Source organism: Providencia sp. PROV073, from assembly GCF_033688125.1.
Taxonomy (GTDB): Bacteria; Pseudomonadota; Gammaproteobacteria; order Enterobacterales; family Enterobacteriaceae; genus Providencia; species Providencia hangzhouensis.
Window position 1 is genome coordinate 3,011,593 of the sequence record NZ_CP096353.1, and the last position, 17,876, is coordinate 3,029,468.

The window sequence follows — 17,876 nt, forward strand, 5'->3', positions numbered from 1 at the left end:
CACATGTTCATGAGACGCATGGTTGCACAAAGTGTATTTGCTCCTTTAATTAAAACGTAATTAGCCGTTCTTCAGCAATTCAAGCTCTTGCCAACGGTCAAATGCTTGCTCTAGTTCAGCTTCTTTTGCTGCTAGCTGACTCAGCGTTTTTTCTGTTACATCATGTGGTTGATTGAAAAAATCGGCATCACCAACTTGAGTTTGCAATGTTTCAATTTCACTTTCAAGTTGTTCCAATTTTGCTGGCAATTGTTCCAATTCACGTAATAAATTGTAACTGAGCTTATTTGAACGTTTTACCGTTTCTTTCGGTTTCGTCTGTTTATCTTGGGCAGTCACTTTACCCGTTTGTTCTGCTTTCAAACTCACTGTTTGTGCTTTTTGCTGCTGAGCATCGTAATATCCGCCCGCAAAACGCTTAATAACCCCATTACCTTCGAAGATCCAACATTCTGTCACACTGTTATCAACAAACTCTCGGTCATGGCTAACCAATAAAACCGTTCCTTGGTAACCATCAACTAGCTCTTCGAGTAACTCTAAGGTTTCGACATCAAGGTCGTTAGTCGGTTCATCGAGGATCAATAAGTTACTTGGTTTTAGGAATAAACGCGCAAGCAACAAGCGGTTACGCTCACCACCAGAAAGCGCCCTAACAGGAGTCATCGCACGTTTTGGTGGAAACATAAAGTCTTGTAAGTAGCCTAAAACATGGCGTGGCTTGCCATTGACCATGACTTCTTGTTTGCCTTCTGCCAAGTTATCCATCACGGTTTTATCTGGGTCCAACGCCGCACGATGCTGGTCGAAATAAGCAACTTCCAACTTAGTCCCACAATGAACTCGTCCGCTATCTGCTTGTAAATCCCCTAGCATTAAGCGCAATAATGTTGTTTTACCACAACCGTTTGGCCCAACTAGCGCGATTTTATCGCCACGTAATACTTGAGCTGAAAAATCTTTTACCAGTACTTTATTATCAATCTGGTAATTCACATTTTCCATTTCGAACACAATTTTGCCAGAACGGGCTGCTTCACCCACTTGCATTTTCGCTGTGCCCATCACTTCACGACGCTCTGAACGCTCTACGCGTAGCGCTTTCAGCGCACGAACACGACCTTCGTTACGAGTACGTCGCGCTTTAATACCTTGGCGGATCCACGTCTCTTCTTGGGCTAATTTACGGTCGAATTCTGCATTTTGCATCTCTTCAACACGCAATGCTTCTTCTTTATTCACCAAGTAGTCATCATAATTACCCGGCCAAGAAGACAGCTGCCCACGGTCTAAATCAATAATACGTGTTGCCATATTACGGATAAACGAACGGTCATGGGAGATAAATACGATGCTGCCTTGGAAATCTTTTAGGAAGTTTTCCAGCCAAAGAATTGTTTCTATATCTAAGTGGTTGGTTGGCTCATCTAAAAATAGTACTCTTGGGTTACTCACTAACGCACGGCCCAAAGCGGCTTTACGAAGCCAACCGCCTGATAGTGAAGACAGTTCTGCATCCGCAGGTAAACCGAGTTTTTTCAGCACATCACTGATACGAGAGTCCAGCAACCATAAATTGCGGTTATCTAACACCTCTTGCAATTCAGCTAATTTATTTAGATTCTTTTCACTCGGGTCGGTTTCGACCTCTTTTGCAACATGGTGATAATCTTTGAGGTACTGAGCCTGTTCTGCAACACCTTCAGCCACAAAATCAAAAATAGTGCCTTCAATATTACGCGGTGGGTCTTGCTGCAAGCGTGCAACAACTAAATCTTGCTCATAAACCAATTGGCCATCATCTAACGGCTGTTCTTTCGTTAACACACGCATTAACGTTGATTTACCCGCACCATTGCGGCCAACCAAACATACACGTTCGTTATCTTCGATATGAATTTCGGTATTATCCAGTAATGGGGCATCACTAAACGAAAGGTATGCACCCGACAAATTAATTAAAGCCATTGATTCTATCCTTACTCTGCGTGGCTAATTAGCCAGCAGTTATGTATTTGGCGGTTACGAGCAAAATCTTCTGACAGTGTTTTCGCTGTGATTTCTTGTGCTTGTAATCCTAATTCTTTAATTGCTTCAAGATCCATTTTAAAACCGCGTTTGTTATTAGAAAACATTACGGTTCCACCACGGCGTAATAACCGCTTTAGGTGGGTAATCAATTGGATATGATCTCGTTGTACGTCAAACGTACCATCCATGCGTTTTGAATTTGAAAATGTTGGGGGATCAATAAAGATCAAATCAAATTGTTCCCGGCTATTCGCCAGCCAACTCAAGCAATCCGCTTGAATTAAACGATGTTGGCGACCTGTTAGCCCATTCGCTTGTAGGTTTTTCTCAGCCCACTCAAGATAAGTGCGTGACATATCTACGGAAGTGGTGCTTTTCGCGCCGCCAAGCCCTGCATGCACAGTGGCAGTGCCGGTGTAACAGAACAAGTTTAAGAAATCGGCATCTTTACTCATCTGGCCTAACATTTTACGGGCAATACGATGGTCAAGAAATAACCCTGTATCCAGATAGTCCGTCAAATTCACCAACATTTTCGCATTGTATTCTTGCACTAAAAAGAAATCGTCTTTTTGCGCTAATTTCTCATACTGCTGCTTGCCTTTTTGGCGCTGGCGCGTTTTTAACACTAGCTGATTCGATGTCAGTTCTAGCACATTCATTGTTGCAGTGATCACATCAAATAGGCGTTGACGAGCTTTGCGTTCATCAACAGTTTTCGGTGGCGCGTATTCTTGGATCACCACTTTGTCGCCATAAATATCAACCGCAACATTGTATTCAGGTAAGTCTGCATCATAAACACGGTAACTATCAATGCCTTGTTGTTTTGCCCATTTACTTAATTTCTTGATATTTTTACGTAAACGATTTGCAAAATCAGGTGAAATTTCCGCTATCGTTTCTGATGGCGTAGCCGCTAGCTGGTAGTTTTTCTGGACACAATCTAAAGGACCATTCTTAGCTTTAAATTCACGCTCTGAACGCAGTTGCAAACAGCTGAGTAACTCAGGAGAAGCACTAAAAATCGATAAACGCCAACCAGGGAAGCGTGCCTTCACGATCCGCCCTAACTGGCTATGTAGCGCAATTAAAGCAGGCTCACTTTCTAAACGCTCCCCATAAGGGGGATTGCTAATAATCGTGCCTAACGCATCGGCCTTAACTGGGTTTTCCAATGCTGCGGCATCACCTTGCTTAAAGGTGATTAAATCTTGTAACCCTGCACGGCGCGCATTCGCACGAGCCATTTCCAGTACGCGCTTATCGATATCAAAACCATAAAAACGCGATGTCGTTTCTTTCAAACCTTGGCGGAAACGCACTTGCGCTTCCGTGGTTAGTTCACGCCAAAGTTCCGCGTTAAATTTCGACCATGCATAAAAGCCCCAATGCGTACGGTGTAACCCGGGGGCTTTATCTGTTGCCATCATTGCGGCTTCAATTAACAAGGTTCCTGAACCGCACATTGGGTCGACCAAGGGTGTTCCTTGCTGCCAACCTGAACGGTTGATAATTGCTGCCGCCAGCGTCTCTTTTAAGGGCGCTTGACCTGCCAAATCACGGTAGCCACGAATATGTAATGAATCACCACTTAAATCGAGTGCTACACTGGCTTTTTCTTTATTTAAATAGACGTTAATACGAATATCCGCTTGCTGGCGGGCGACATCAGGGCGCTGGTCTAGCTTGCGTACGAAGCTGTCTACGATAGCATCTTTCACTTTCAATGCACCGTATTGGCTGTTGCGAATTTCTTCGTTAGTCCCTGTAAAATGAACAACAAAGGTATCATTGACGGAGAAAATCTCACTCCAGTCGATTGCTTGTACACCGAGGTACAAATCTAAGTCACTGTAGACGTCAAAATCATTCAGTGGCAATAAAATACGCGATGCCAGCCGACTCCACAGTAGGCTTTGGTACATCACACGTTCGTCGGCCTGAAAATAGACACCCCCTTGGGCCACTTTGCATTGGCTAGCGCCAAGCGATTCTAATTCCGTTTTCAGTAGTTCTTCAAGGCCGCGAGCTGTGCTGGCAAACAGAGAATTCATAGTATTTATTACCAATTTGGATGAAAAATTGTTGCGCATTATAGCTAATCTTATGCAGTTGTCATAAAGTTGCTACGCACAATTATAAGGATTAAAAAATGATAACGCTTTCGCGCCTTTACACACACCCAGTTAAATCTATGCGAGGAGTTCGTTTATCCCACGCCTTCGCTGATATTAGCGGTTTGACTTTTGATCGTAATTTTATGGTAACCACGCTGGAAGGTAAATTTATTACGGCGAGAAAATATCCACAAATGTTACTTTTTACACCGGTAATGCTCAATAATGGTCTTCACTTGCGAGCACCAAATGGCGAAAGTGCGACGGTATTGTATCAGGACTTTGATGAGAAGCAGAGCCCTACTGAAGTTTGGGGCAATCATTTTCATGCACTTATTGCACCTGAAGCGATAAATAGCTGGTTAAGTACCTTTTTTGACGAACCGGTACAACTACGCTGGCTAAGCCCGCAGCTTTCTCGTCGCGTCAAAGAACACCAAGATGTGCCGATGTCTTTTGCTGACGGCTACCCTTTCTTACTGATCAACGAAGCTTCTGTCCAAGAACTGCAACGCCGTTGCCCTGCCAGTATTAAATTAGAACAGTTTCGTGGCAACTTAATTATTACAGGCGCCAAGCCTTTTGAAGAAGATACATGGAAAACCATTCAAATTGGTGATGTCATCTTTACATTAGATAGGCCATGTAGCCGATGCATTTTAACTACTGTTAGCCCAGAGAAAGGGATCAAACATCCCCACAGTGAGCCACTTGCGACATTACAAACCTTCCGTTCAGATGAAACAGGGGATGTCGATTTTGGCCAAAATGTGATTATTAAAAATACCGGTGTTATTCGTGTTGGCGATACTCTGACGGTATTAGAAACTAAACCAGCAAAACAGTATTTAGTTCAAGAGCGGGAAAGTGACCTAGCAGCTAATAGTTTAAATACTCAAGCCAATAAGGTCAGTTTAGTTTTTGAAGAAACAGAATATACCGGTGATAACCAAAATGTGATCCTGGAGCAATTAGAATCCAATGGTTTAACTATCCCTTATTCATGTCGAGCTGGCATCTGTGGTCGCTGTAAAATTAAACTTATTTCAGGGGAAGTCACCCCGTTAAAACAAAGCGCCATTAAAGAAAACGGTTATATACTCGCCTGTAGTTGTATCCCGAAAACATCCGTTAAATTAGCGTTTAATTAAGCGTTGATTTTGCTTTTTAACACCATCAAGGTTTCAATTCTACGATGGTGTTAAACGCTCAAAACTAGATTAATTAGCAAAAAAACTTTTTGTTTCACTATTCTTTTTTGATCTCTAGCGATCATTTAAATAGCATTACCGTATAATTGACGTTTCACTTTAGATGAATATTCAAGCATGCGATCGTTCATGATCTTAATTGGATCGCAAAATCGTAAAGTTCGATCGGGTAATTCTAAAATTGGTTCCGCTAATAAACATAAACTCGCAGAAGAGCCAGCCTCAGCAATAATAAATGTGGAATAATGGTTCGTATTTTCTAAACACACTTGAATTATTTGCCCCTGCTTAGGCTCATTAATATAGTGAAATGAAGAAAAGTACCAACTCTTTGGCATCTGTGGCTTTAAAAAACGAAAAGCAACTAAACTATTTAAGACTAATTCAGCTCTTTCTTCTTGAGTAATATTTAGCCTTTTAGCCTGCTCATCAAATAAATAATATTCACCTGCATCTTCGATACTAAAAGGCATCTCATTACGAGCAAAAACCGTTAGCATCTTAGCAGGAAAACATGAACGAAATATCATGCCGTTGGCGAGATCTAACATCACCCTATTATGGTCATGATCAAAATACCAACGCCAATGATCATCAGGTTTAATATTCATAAACGATCCTTTAGCGATTTACCGGTAAATAAAGTAGAAATGATCTCTATAATGATCCTTTCTAAATTTACTCTAAGGCTATTTTTATATGCTAAAAATTGGATCTGCTAAATAAGAAGATGCGTTAGAAATAACTGGATAATATTGTTATCTAAATAGCAAATCTACTGAAAATTGAGTTCAACTTGATACAAAAATAGCCACTATTAGCAATATAGTTTAAAAGGGGGAATAAATAAACCCCCTTGATACGTAAATTTACAATTTATTACTAGATATGATTAACAATATCTTTAATTAATTTTGGCCCATGATAAATAAAACCAGAATAAATTTGAATTAAAGAGGCACCCGCTTCCATTTTTTCACGCGCCGCGGTAAGGGAATCAATTCCACCTACTCCAATTATTGGCAGCTTTCCATTTAACTCACGTGAAATAATCTTAATAACTTGTGTACTTTTTAATTGCACAGGACGGCCACTTAACCCACCAGCCTCATTACAATGATTTATCCCTTGAACCAAAGAACGATCTAGCGTGGTATTCGTTGCAATAACGCCATCAATATTATGCCTAACTAGGCTATCTGAAACTTGGATAATTTCCTCTTCAGATAAATCAGGCGCAACCTTTACAGCGACAGGTACATATTTTTGGTGCTGTAATTGTAATTCCAGTTGTTTTGCTTTTATACTACTTAATAAATCATCTAGTGCTTCGCCATATTGTAATGTACGCAAGCCTGGCGTATTTGGTGAGGAAATATTAATAGCAATATAACCTGCATGAGCATAGACCTTATCCATGCAAATTAAATAGTCATCTTTACCTTGTTCAACAGGTGTATCTTTATTTTTACCAATATTGATACCAATGACTCCGCCGTAATTCGATTTTTTAACATTCTCAACAAGGTTATCGACACCTTTATTATTAAAACCCATCCGGTTAATTAAACCTTCTGCTTCTACAAGTCGAAATAACCGCGGTTTGTCATTACCAGACTGTGGACGAGGAGTTACCGTACCAATTTCTATAAACCCAAAACCCATTGCACCAAATGCATCAATACATTCACCATCTTTATCTAAACCCGCGGCGAGCCCTAGTGGGTTTTTAAAGGAAAGCCCCATGCATTGAACGGGTTTAGTGGCAACAGATTGGCGAATAAGACATTGGAAAGGGGAATGGTTCAAACGTTGAAGCTGGCGAAAAGTCAATTCATGAGCTTTTTCAGGGTCGAGCTGGAACAGTGCCTTGCGGGCAAGATGATATAACATATCCAATAACCTATTTTTACTAGTGCGTTTCAATAAAATAGACATTATGTCGCGCGCCAAAACCCTCGCCAAAGACTGATTGCCGAGTTTTCACTGTGCGAACTATTTTTCGTCGGATAAAACGCGCTATAGATTACCCTATCTCACCGCGCTTTTACCATGAAAAAATCAATAAAAATTCATTTGCCTGGTTTTTTGGGGGGAAACAACCACTTTATGACAGTTATCTCTCATTTAATATTCCATTATTGTCATAAACAAATAAGCCGCTAAATTAATTTTAGCGGCTTATTAAAACCAATAATTGGTTAGCTATATATAAATCAGCTTTCTAACGCTTTGGTAATTTTTTCAAATAGATCACCAGAAAGGTTATCGAGCGCTTTCAATTGCTCAAGCACTTTGCGCATCTGTGCTTGGCGCTGTTCATCATAACGTTTTAAACGGATCAACGGCTCGATCAGCCTCGAAGCCACTTGCGGGTTACGTGTATTCAGATCGACTAAAATTTCATACAGGAATTGGTAACCACTGCTATCTTTCGCATGGAAATTAACGGGATTCCCTGCTGTGAAAGCACCGACGAGTGAGCGAACACGGTTCGGGTTACTCATGCTAAATGAACGGTGATTCAATAATGCACGTACATTGGCAAGCGCTTCTTTTGCAGGGTTCGCCCCTTGCAATGTAAACCACTTATCCATGACTAACCCGTCATGGTGCCAACGCTCATCAAAGTCTGCCATTAACTGTTCTTTACAAGCTAACTGTGATTCATTAGCGGCTGTCAATGCGGCCAATGAATCAGTCATATTATCGGCAGATTGGTATTGTTCCAGCACTAATTTATTCGCCAGCTCGCTATCATCACCCGCCGCTAAGTATTGCAGGCAAATATTACGCAATGAACGTTTAGCAATATCTTGGTGATCAACACGATAGCCATCAATATTAATGGAGCGATAAACGGTGAGAAGCTCGTCATGCATTTCTACTGCTAAATGATGATGGATAAAATTCACCACTTCGTGGATCGCTACCGGGTCAATAACCGTAAATAATTCTGCAAGCTCATTTTCGGAAGGCAACGTTAAGATCAAGGCGACTAACGCAGGGTCAATCGAATCACTTAATAATACACCGCGGAAAGCATCAACTACTGGCTCAGGTAAAACTAAAGTCTCACCATTTTGATAGTGAGCCACGTTAATTTTCACATAATTATTAATGAGTTGCTGAGCAGCATCCCAACGAGCAAATTCATTGCTTGCATGCTGCATCAAGAAAGCTAATTGCTCATCTGTGTAGTTGTAATCTAATTTTACAGGGGCTGAAAACTCACGCAATAAGGAGGGAACTGGGCGACTTGTCACCTCATCAAAGACAAACGTTTGAGTTTCTTGCGTAATGTTTAGCACTGAATTTACCACACTACCATCACGTTTTAGCGTAATAATTCCACCTTGCTCATCATAGAGCTCAAAATCCAATGGGATATGTAATGGTCGTTTTTCAGCTTGATCCGCCGTAGGTGGCGTCATTTGGCTAACATGTAGCGTATATTGCTGTTTCTCTGGTGAATATTCATCACGCACAGTTAAAACTGGCGTCCCTGATTGGCTATACCAACGACGAAATAGTGATAAATCAACATTTGACGCATCTTCCATCGCCTGCACAAAATCGTCACAGGTTGCCGCACTGCCATCATGGCGATGAACATAAAGTTGTATTCCCGCTTGGAACATTTCCTCACCGAGCAGCGTATGGATCATGCGAATGACTTCAGACCCTTTTTCATACACTGTTAAAGTATAGAAATTGTTCATTTCAATGACTTTGTCAGGACGGATTGGATGCGCCATTGGGCTTGCATCTTCAGCAAACTGGGCTGAACGCATCACTTTAACATTGTTGATACGGTTAACAGAGCGAGAGCCTAAATCAGAGCTAAATTCTTGATCGCGGAAAACAGTTAACCCTTCTTTTAAGCTCAATTGGAACCAGTCACGGCAAGTGATACGGTTACCAGTCCAGTTATGGAAGTATTCGTGACCAATCACAGATTCGATATTCAGATAGTCTTTATCCGTCGCTGTCTCACTTTTAGCTAAAACATATTTAGAGTTAAAGACATTCAAACCTTTATTTTCCATTGCTCCCATGTTGAAGAAATCAACGGCAACAATCATATAGATATCAAGGTCATATTCTAAACCAAAGCGTTCTTCATCCCATTTCATGGCATTTTTCAGGGACTGCATTGCCCATGGTGCACGGTCTAAATTACCTTTATCGACAAAAAGTTCTAATGCAACTTCACGGCCACTACGAGTGACAAATATGTCTTTTAAAACGTCAAAATCGCCTGCAACTAAGGCAAATAAATAACTTGGTTTTGGGAATGGGTCTTCCCACTTAACCCAATGGCGGCCGTCTTCTAACTCACCTTCTGCGATACGGTTACCATTTGATAATAAATAAGGATAACGTGATTTATCCGCTGTAATTGTAGTGGTATAGCGAGCCAGCACATCTGGTCGGTCTTGGTAATAGGTAATATGGCGGAAACCTTCCGCTTCACATTGTGTGCATAACGCCTCACCTGAAACATATAGCCCTTCTAACGCTGTATTTTTTTCAGGGCTAATTTCATTCACAATCCGCAGTGTAAAAGATTCAGGTAATGATTCAATAATCAATTTACCTTCAGATTCTTTATAGTTTTTCCACGCTTTGCCATCGACTTCAATACTGACTAGTGATAAATCTTCGCCATTGAGTTCAAGTGTTGATGACTGAGAGTTAAGGCGTTTTACCTTGCTTATTGCGGTAACGACTGTCTTCACTGGGTCAAGATTAAAATCGAGGTCAATTTCTGTAATTGTGTAATCAGGTGCTTGATAATCCTGACGATATTTCGCTTGTCTTAGCTGGGTCATAAGTAACCTTTTAATTCGTTATATTCAATATCGTACTGCTTTATTACTTATACAATACTATAAGCCACAATAATGTGAATGGATTTGAGAAACATTTTCATCAAAAAATGTTATCTATTTTTATGGCAATGTTAGCTTTGTATGTCACACCCTGCTTAATTTTGTTAAAAATTCGTTTGTTTGTTGGTGCTATAGTACTATTAAATATTTTATAGCGTGTTAGTATCTTTTCGTGATTAATGCTTTTTGTCTATTTCTATGGAACATAATACGAATAAAACGTATTTATTTGATTTTATAGTAATACAAAAAGGCAATGCGCGAATTTAGGTTGCCGTGCTCCTTGAAACCAAGTGGTAGAATAACACTTCTATCTTTTGCTAAAGTGGGTATACTTTTGCAACTTTAACGATTTAGCTAACGACTATTGCTGCTTTTATCTCATTGTGAATTTTTGAAAAATCAAACAGGTTTCAAGGGAAACAAGAGTAAAAATGAATAGCATTAGTGGTAAAGATAAGCTCCGCGAGGATGTCTGCGTGCCATGAATTTAGACGCTACACCAATTATTACATCACTGCTTGATACCGATGCTTACAAGCTTCATATGCAGCAGGCCGTTTTCCACCGTTACCACCAGGTACCGGTTGTCGCTGAGTTCCGCTGTCGTAGCAGTGAGATCTTAGGTGCTTACGCCAATGAAATCAGGCAACAAATTCAGTTGATGGCTAACTTATCACTTTCTGATAATGAACTGAATTTTCTCCGCCGCTTACCTTTCTTCCAAGAAGACTATCTTACGTGGTTAAAATCATTCCGCTTTAACCCTGAACAAGTCGTTGTCAGTACCACCGACGAAGGCCAATTGGCTATTCGCATTAGTGGGCCTTGGCGTGAAGTGATCATGTGGGAGGTACCACTCCTTGCATTGGTCAGTGAAATCATCCAAAAAGATAGGCACCCAAACATTCATCCTGATGATGCTGCTCAACAACTTAAAAAGCTGTTAAATGTTTTTTATCAACAAGCTGATGAGCACCAACTTGATTTGTCTAACTTTAAGCTAATGGACTTCGGGACACGCCGCCGTTTTTCCTACGATGTGCAATCCGCCATTGTTTCGATGCTTAAACAAGAATTTCCTTACCTTGTAGGGACGAGCAATTACAAACTTGCTCACGAGTTAGGCCTAGCCCCTGTTGGCACACAAGCCCATGAGTGGTTCCAAGCCCACCAGCAAATCAGCCCTGAATTGGCAAATAGCCAACGCGAGGCATTGCAGAGCTGGCTAGATGAATACCCTAATCACTTAGGTGTCGCATTAACTGACTGTATCACCATGGATGCCTTTTTGCGTGATTTTGATGCTAACTTTGCGAACCGCTACCAAGGGTTGCGTCATGATTCAGGGGACCCGATCGAATGGGGCGAAAAAGCCATTGCTCATTACCAAAAATTGGGTATCGACCCTATGAGCAAAACACTGGTGTTCTCTGACAGCTTAGACTTACAAAAAGCACTTGAATTATATCGTTATTTCCACCAACGGATTAACCTTGTTTTTGGTATCGGCACTCGTCTAACCTGCAATATTCCGAATGTTACACCGCTAAATATTGTGATCAAATTGGTAGAGTGCAATGGTAAGCCTGTCGCTAAGCTATCTGATAGCCCAGGAAAAACCATTTGCGAAGATGATGAGTTCGTCAATCAACTCAGAAAAGCGTTCGACCTCCCTAAAATGGAAAAAGCCAGCTAATTAAGTCTCTTTTCCCTAGCTCTGAGTAAGAATTTGCACTTTTCTTGCCCAGAGCTTCAAAACCCCCTTTTTCTTTTATTCACTTACTATTACTATAGCTTTTAAGCTCAATAACCACGCTTCGCTTCAACAGAAATGTTTTATCGCGATTTTTTACTTGTTTCCTAATAAATGGCAAGTAACATAGAGCTTTGGCCCCTGAAAAATGGGATTTCGTTAATATCCCTACTTTAACTATTTTAATCGCCATAAACCGATGACATTTTTTGAATAATATTCATAGATATAAGCGGTCGAATGGATTTAAAACAATTTGAATTACATCCTAAATAATTCGAGTTGTAGGAAGGCGGCAAACAAAGTGAGCCCTAGGAGCATACATAAGTATGTGACTAGGGTCGGTTTGTGAAGCCAACGCATCTACGGCTCGAAGTATGACGGATTGAGATAGTCGAAGTAGATATCGTTAAATATGAAGAGAGTGAATTATATGATAGTAGCGCCTGTAGTCGACGTACTGCAAGGCCGAGTGGCGGTAGGCACAGAAGTCACCGTTCAAGGCTGGGTACGTACAAGGAGAGATTCAAATGCTGGTTTTTCTTTCCTCGCCGTTTATGACGGTTCTTGCTTTAATCCGTTACAGGCTATCATTAATAATAATTTACCGAATTATAATGACGAAGTCCTGCACCTAACAACGGGTTGTTCTGTTGAAGTTACGGGTACCGTAAAAGAATCCCCAGGCCAAGGTCAATCATTTGAGCTTGAAGCCACTGCTGTAAAAGTTGTTGGTTGGGTTGAAGACCCTGACACCTACCCAATGGCAGCGAAGCGTCATAGTGTTGAGTTTTTACGTGAAGCCGCACACTTGCGCCCACGTACTAACTTAATTGGTGCCGTTGCACGTGTGCGTCATACTTTAGCGCAAGCTATCCACCGTTTCTTTGATGAGCAAGGCTACTTCTGGGTTTCAACTCCAGTGATCACTGCCTCAGACACCGAAGGCGCGGGGGAAATGTTCCGTGTTTCTACATTGGATTACAATAACCTGCCACGTGATGACAAAGGTGAAGTCGATTTCAGCGAAGATTTCTTTGGTCGCGAAGCTTTCTTAACCGTTTCAGGCCAACTGAACGGTGAAGCCTATGCAACAGCGATTAGCAAAGTTTACACTTTCGGCCCAACCTTCCGTGCTGAAAACTCAAATACTAGCCGTCACTTAGCTGAATTCTGGATGGTCGAACCTGAAGTGGCATTTGCTTCTTTAGATGATGTCGCAGGCCTTGCAGAAAAAATGCTGAAATTCGCCTTCAAAGCCGCTCTTGAAGAACGCCGTGATGACTTAGAATTCTTTGCACAACGTGTTGATAAAGACGTTATCAACCGCTTAGAAAGCTTTGTTAACTCAGACTTTGCACAAGTTGATTACACGGATGCCATTAAAATCCTAGAAACTTGTGGTCAAAAATTCGAAAACCCAGTTTATTGGGGTGTCGATATGTCGTCTGAGCACGAGCGTTACCTTGCTGAGCAACACTTTAAAGCCCCTGTGGTTGTGAAAAACTACCCGAAAGACATCAAAGCTTTCTATATGCGCCTCAATGAAGATGGCAAAACTGTTGCTGCGATGGATGTATTAGCACCGGGTATTGGCGAAATTATCGGTGGCTCACAGCGTGAAGAACGTCTTGATATGTTAGATGCCCGTCTTGAAGAAATGGGTATGAATAAAGAAGATTACTGGTGGTACCGTGATCTGCGCCGTTATGGCACCGTTCCTCACTCAGGTTTCGGCCTTGGTTTTGAACGTTTAGTGGCTTACGTCACTGGTGTGGGTAACGTACGTGAAGTGATTCCATTCCCACGTACCCCAAGAAATGCAGCGTTCTAATAACTGCTTTTCTATGTTAACACCTTAATATACGGGCCAACTAATGTTGGCCCGTTACTTTTCAGTCCTAATATACTTTCACTATACAACTATCTCATCTTGTTACATCAAATTACAGCCACATGATAACCAGGTCACAATTTTTACGTTATCACCTTATTATTCTCCGTAAACAGCCAGCAATCTGCTACCGCTAAGAATAATCTGCTTTTTAATCTCATTATTCTCTTTTTACTGGTGATAAATAACCGCTTTGCATTCGCTAAACTGCTCAAAAAAAACTCAATTTGTCTTTTGAAAAAGTTCCCTAATTTTTGTAATATTTTTTAAACTGGTACGATGAGTGATTATTTATTGATCTATTTTTTACATTTTGAAACATCTAGTTACCATTTGTTTCAGAATCTTTGATTTTGTAGCACTTTGAGGGTAGATAATTTTATTTAGCAATGGAACACTGGTCGCCGACATAGACGACACTAATCTCTCACAAATAGTTCCAATTATTTTTTGCGAATTATTTTTGGCAGTGGCAGGTGTCCGAATAACACCAATGAGGGTAATAATAATGATGAAACGCAATATTCTTGCAATGGTTATCCCAGCTCTGTTAGCTGCTGGTGCAGCAAACGCAGCTGAAGTATACAACAAAGACGGCAACAAATTAGACGTTTACGGTAAAGTTGACGTTCGTCACTACTTTGCAAACGCTGAAAGCGGCGAAGATGGCGACGATTCACGTGTTCGTTTAGGTGTTAAAGGTGATACTCAAATCACTGATCAGTTAACTGGTTTTGGTCGTTTCGAGTGGAAAACTAAGACTAACAAAACTGAAAACAACAACGACAACAAAAACCGTTTAGCATACGCGGGTCTGAAATTTGCTGATTTCGGTTCAATCGACTACGGCCGTAACTACGGTGTTATCTATGACACGAACGCATGGACCGACGTTATGCCTTTATGGGGTGGCGACACTATGGAACAGTCTGATGTATTCATGACTAGCCGTAACCGTAACCTGTTAACTTACCGTAACAACAATGCTTTCGGTTATGTTGATGGCCTGAGCTTCGCTCTGCAATATCAAGGCAAAAACACCGAAGACAACAAATCTGGTGATAAAGTTCCATACAACAAAAATAACGGTGACGGCTTCGGTCTGTCAGCTGCTTATGACTTAGGTTGGGGCGTATCACTGGGTGGTGGTTACTCAAGTTCAGCACGTACAGAAAAACAAAAAGATAGCAAAGTCACTGGCGCTGGTGGTGACAAAGCTCAAGCATGGAACGTTGGTGCTAAATTCGACGCTAACAACCTTTACTTAGCAGCTATGTACGGCCAAACGCTGAATACTACTTACTTCGGTAGCGATAACAAAATCGCTAACAAAACTGAAAACGTTGAGTTGGTTGCTCAGTACCTGTTCGACTTCGGTCTGAAACCATCTTTAGGTTATAACCAATCTAAAGGTAAGCAAATTGCTGGCGGTGACGGTGATATCGTTAAATATATCTCTGTAGGTTCTTACTACTACTTCAACAAAAACATGTCTGCAGTTGTTGATTACAAAATCAACCTGTTAAAAGACAACGACTTCAGCGAACGTCATGGTCTGATGACTGATAATGTAGTTGGTTTAGGTTTAGTTTACCAGTTCTAATTATCAGTTAACTGATAAACTAGAAAACGGTAACATGTTTTTGCAAGCAGCGCTTCGGCGCTGCTTTTTTATTTCGCTCTCCCCGCCTCAAACTACCTCCTCCTAAAAACTCCCAAATTATCGGTAAGACAGACTGATTCACCGCCTTTATAGATATTTATGGTTAGATTACATGCAATTCCTACCTAGTTCACAAGATCTCGCCGATTTTTTGTAAAACGGTTGGCAAAAAGCCTTTATCACGTTACCCTGAGAACTCGACTCGTTCGACTAAACCCGTTTTCAGCTACACCCGCGAGTTTCGTATGGTATGGGCAGATTACAAGCAAGGATAGCCAACCGCATTCTCACTTATGCCTTCATACCTTAGGAACTGTGTGGGTACCACTACAGAGCTTTGGAATCGACAACATGTTTGAAAAAATTACTTCTGCCCCTGCTGACCCAATCTTAGGTCTTGCTGATAGTTTCCGTGCTGATCCCCGCGATAATAAAATCAACTTAGGTATTGGCGTCTATAAAGACGAATCAGGGAAAACCCCTGTGCTTGATACCGTTAAAAAAGCAGAAAAATTCCTGCTGGATAACGAAAACACCAAAAACTATCTTGCGATTAGCGGAATGCCAGAGTTCGGCCGTGTAACACAAGAACTGTTATTCGGTGCACAACATGAAATTGTCACCTCAAAACGTGCACGTACAGCGCAAGCACCCGGCGGTACTGGTGCCCTGCGTATCGCAGCTGATTTTATTGCGAAGCAAACTAATGCAAAACGCGTTTGGATCAGCAACCCAACTTGGCCTAATCACAAAAATATTTTTGAAGCGGCTGGCTTAGAAGTGCTGACCTACAATTACTATGATGCAGCCAACCACAGTATGGATTTCGACGGTATGCTTAACAGCCTGTCATCCGTTGTTGCTGGCGATGTGATTGTTCTGCACGGTTGCTGCCATAACCCAACGGGTATTGACCCAACTGCAGAGCAATGGACAAAACTGGCAGCATTATGCGCAGAAAAAGGTTTATTGCCGGTTTTTGACTTTGCTTACCAAGGTTTCGCAAAAGGCTTAGATGAAGATGCCGAAGGCCTGCGTATTTTCACCAAAAACAACCCTGAAATGATTGTGGCGAGCTCATTCTCTAAAAACTTCGGTCTATACAATGAGCGTGTCGGTGCTTGTACCATCATAGCCAAAGACAGCGATAACGCCGAGCGTGCATTTAGCCAAGCGAAAGCGGTTATTCGTGCCAACTACTCAAACCCACCAGCGCACGGTGCTGCAGTGGTAACAACCATCCTTTCTGATGACGTATTAAAAGCTGAGTGGATCCAAGAGTTAACCGCAATGCGTGAGCGTATTAAACGCATGCGCCAACTGTTAGTGAAAACATTGGAAGAAAAAGGCGCTAAACAGGACTTTAGCTTCATTATCAACCAAAACGGTATGTTCTCCTTCAGTGGCCTAACAAAAGAGCAGGTAGAGCGTCTACGTAGCGAATTTGGTATCTATGCCGTAAGCTCTGGCCGTATTAACGTGGCAGGCTTAACATTAGAGAACATGGTTCCATTATGTGATGCCATCGTTAAAGTGCTGTAATCATTACATAGCACATGCTATCTAATACAAAAGGCACCTGACTAGGTGCCTTTTACGTCAAACTGTTAACCACTTAAAAATCAATTACCAAACAGGTAACTCATCTTGTAAGAAAGGATTTGTTTTTCGTTCAAAACCGAGATTAGACATCGGCCCATGACCAGGAATAAATTGATAATCATCGCCAAGCGGTAATACTTTGTTTTTAATTGATGAAATTAAATCTTGATGATTACCTCGTGGGAAGTCACTACGACCAACACCACCTTTGAATAATACATCACCCATGGAAATTAATTTATCAGCATGGTTCACAAAAATAATATGACCGGGCGTATGGCCAGGACAATGCAGTACATCAAATGTAATATTGCCACAAGTCACTTTGTCCCCTTCTTCTAACCAGTAATCTGGTGTGAAGTCAGGGCATTCGCCTATATAAAACATTGCATTTTGCTCTGCGAGGTTTTCAATCCAAAAGGCGTCTTCTTTTTGTGGACCATAAATAGGCACTGAAAAGTGCTTAGAGAGGGTAGCCGATGCACCGATATGATCAGAGTGACCATGCGTTAACAGAATTTTAGTTAACTTCAGCCCAAGATTTTCAATAGCAGAAATTAACTTCTCTGCTTCTCCACCGGGGTCAACAACAACTGCATCTAACGTATTTTCATCCCAAATAACTTGGCAGTTTTGCATAAACGGTGTTACTGGGATAATAGTATATTTCATCGAGCAATTACTCCATAATCTGTGTCACCTAT

General features: G+C 41.3%; 11 protein-coding genes. 5 read left to right on the top strand and 6 right to left on the bottom strand.

Annotated elements, in window-relative coordinates:
- Positions 1–60: 60 nt before the first annotated feature.
- The gene (locus M1F17_RS13785) at positions 61–1,968 is read right to left on the bottom strand and encodes an ABC transporter ATP-binding protein (protein WP_004256139.1); all 1,908 of its coding nucleotides are present in this window, start codon (positions 1,966–1,968) and stop codon (positions 61–63) included.
- Positions 1,969–1,979: 11 nt separating this feature from the next.
- Positions 1,980–4,088, bottom strand: coding sequence for a bifunctional 23S rRNA (guanine(2069)-N(7))-methyltransferase RlmK/23S rRNA (guanine(2445)-N(2))-methyltransferase RlmL (gene rlmKL / locus M1F17_RS13790; protein ID WP_096864219.1), 2,109 nt, complete (start codon positions 4,086–4,088; stop codon positions 1,980–1,982).
- Positions 4,089–4,186: 98 nt separating this feature from the next.
- On the opposite strand from rlmKL, the gene M1F17_RS13795 reads away from it, so the two are divergent.
- Positions 4,187–5,302: a YcbX family protein gene (locus tag M1F17_RS13795; protein WP_110591464.1), complete on the top strand. Its 1,116-nt coding sequence runs from the start codon at positions 4,187–4,189 to the stop codon at positions 5,300–5,302.
- Between the two features lie 125 nt (positions 5,303–5,427).
- On the opposite strand, the gene M1F17_RS13800 is transcribed toward M1F17_RS13795, so the two are convergent.
- The 3 genes from M1F17_RS13800 to pepN form a co-directional block, all read right to left on the bottom strand.
- Positions 5,428–5,973 carry a cell division protein ZapC gene (locus tag M1F17_RS13800; protein WP_094960703.1) on the bottom strand — a complete coding sequence of 182 codons (546 nt, stop codon included), beginning with the start codon at positions 5,971–5,973 and terminating at the stop codon, positions 5,428–5,430.
- A 271-nt stretch (positions 5,974–6,244) separates the two neighbouring features.
- Complete coding sequence (gene pyrD, locus M1F17_RS13805; protein WP_036958164.1) at positions 6,245–7,255, bottom strand: quinone-dependent dihydroorotate dehydrogenase; 1,011 nt, start codon at positions 7,253–7,255, stop codon at positions 6,245–6,247.
- A 323-nt stretch (positions 7,256–7,578) separates the two neighbouring features.
- A complete protein-coding gene (gene pepN / locus M1F17_RS13810; protein ID WP_318837023.1) occupies positions 7,579–10,197 on the bottom strand; it encodes an aminopeptidase N in 2,619 nt (872 codons plus the stop codon).
- Positions 10,198–10,741: 544 nt separating this feature from the next.
- Here pepN and pncB point away from each other — a divergent pair.
- From pncB to M1F17_RS13830, 4 genes are all read left to right on the top strand, one after another.
- The gene (gene pncB / locus M1F17_RS13815; RefSeq protein ID WP_318837024.1) at positions 10,742–11,956 is read left to right on the top strand and encodes a nicotinate phosphoribosyltransferase; all 1,215 of its coding nucleotides are present in this window, start codon (positions 10,742–10,744) and stop codon (positions 11,954–11,956) included.
- 490 nt (positions 11,957–12,446) lie between these two features.
- Positions 12,447–13,847 (top strand): asparagine--tRNA ligase, encoded by a 1,401-nt coding sequence (gene asnS, locus M1F17_RS13820; RefSeq protein WP_036957910.1) that lies wholly within the window; start codon positions 12,447–12,449, stop codon positions 13,845–13,847.
- Positions 13,848–14,415: 568 nt separating this feature from the next.
- Positions 14,416–15,510: a porin gene (locus tag M1F17_RS13825; protein ID WP_318837025.1), complete on the top strand. Its 1,095-nt coding sequence runs from the start codon at positions 14,416–14,418 to the stop codon at positions 15,508–15,510.
- Between the two features lie 411 nt (positions 15,511–15,921).
- Positions 15,922–17,112 carry an amino acid aminotransferase gene (locus M1F17_RS13830; protein ID WP_144140171.1) on the top strand — a complete coding sequence of 397 codons (1,191 nt, stop codon included), beginning with the start codon at positions 15,922–15,924 and terminating at the stop codon, positions 17,110–17,112.
- 84 nt (positions 17,113–17,196) lie between these two features.
- Here the strand turns inward: M1F17_RS13830 and M1F17_RS13835 are convergent, their stop codons facing one another.
- A complete protein-coding gene (locus tag M1F17_RS13835) occupies positions 17,197–17,844 on the bottom strand; it encodes an MBL fold metallo-hydrolase (RefSeq protein ID WP_004256171.1) in 648 nt (215 codons plus the stop codon).
- Positions 17,845–17,876: the final 32 nt, after the last annotated feature.

Coding starts and splice junctions, on each gene's coding strand:
- M1F17_RS13830 (WP_144140171.1), top strand. CDS start 15,922: ATGTTTGAAAAAATTACTTCTGCCCCTGCTGACCCAATCTTAGGTCTT.
- M1F17_RS13785 (WP_004256139.1), bottom strand. CDS start 1,968: ATGGCTTTAATTAATTTGTCGGGTGCATACCTTTCGTTTAGTGATGCC.
- M1F17_RS13800 (WP_094960703.1), bottom strand. CDS start 5,973: ATGAATATTAAACCTGATGATCATTGGCGTTGGTATTTTGATCATGAC.
- asnS (WP_036957910.1), top strand. CDS start 12,447: ATGATAGTAGCGCCTGTAGTCGACGTACTGCAAGGCCGAGTGGCGGTA.
- pncB (WP_318837024.1), top strand. CDS start 10,742: ATGAATTTAGACGCTACACCAATTATTACATCACTGCTTGATACCGAT.
- M1F17_RS13795 (WP_110591464.1), top strand. CDS start 4,187: ATGATAACGCTTTCGCGCCTTTACACACACCCAGTTAAATCTATGCGA.
- rlmKL (WP_096864219.1), bottom strand. CDS start 4,088: ATGAATTCTCTGTTTGCCAGCACAGCTCGCGGCCTTGAAGAACTACTG.
- M1F17_RS13825 (WP_318837025.1), top strand. CDS start 14,416: ATGATGAAACGCAATATTCTTGCAATGGTTATCCCAGCTCTGTTAGCT.
- pyrD (WP_036958164.1), bottom strand. CDS start 7,255: ATGTTATATCATCTTGCCCGCAAGGCACTGTTCCAGCTCGACCCTGAA.
- pepN (WP_318837023.1), bottom strand. CDS start 10,197: ATGACCCAGCTAAGACAAGCGAAATATCGTCAGGATTATCAAGCACCT.
- M1F17_RS13835 (WP_004256171.1), bottom strand. CDS start 17,844: ATGAAATATACTATTATCCCAGTAACACCGTTTATGCAAAACTGCCAA.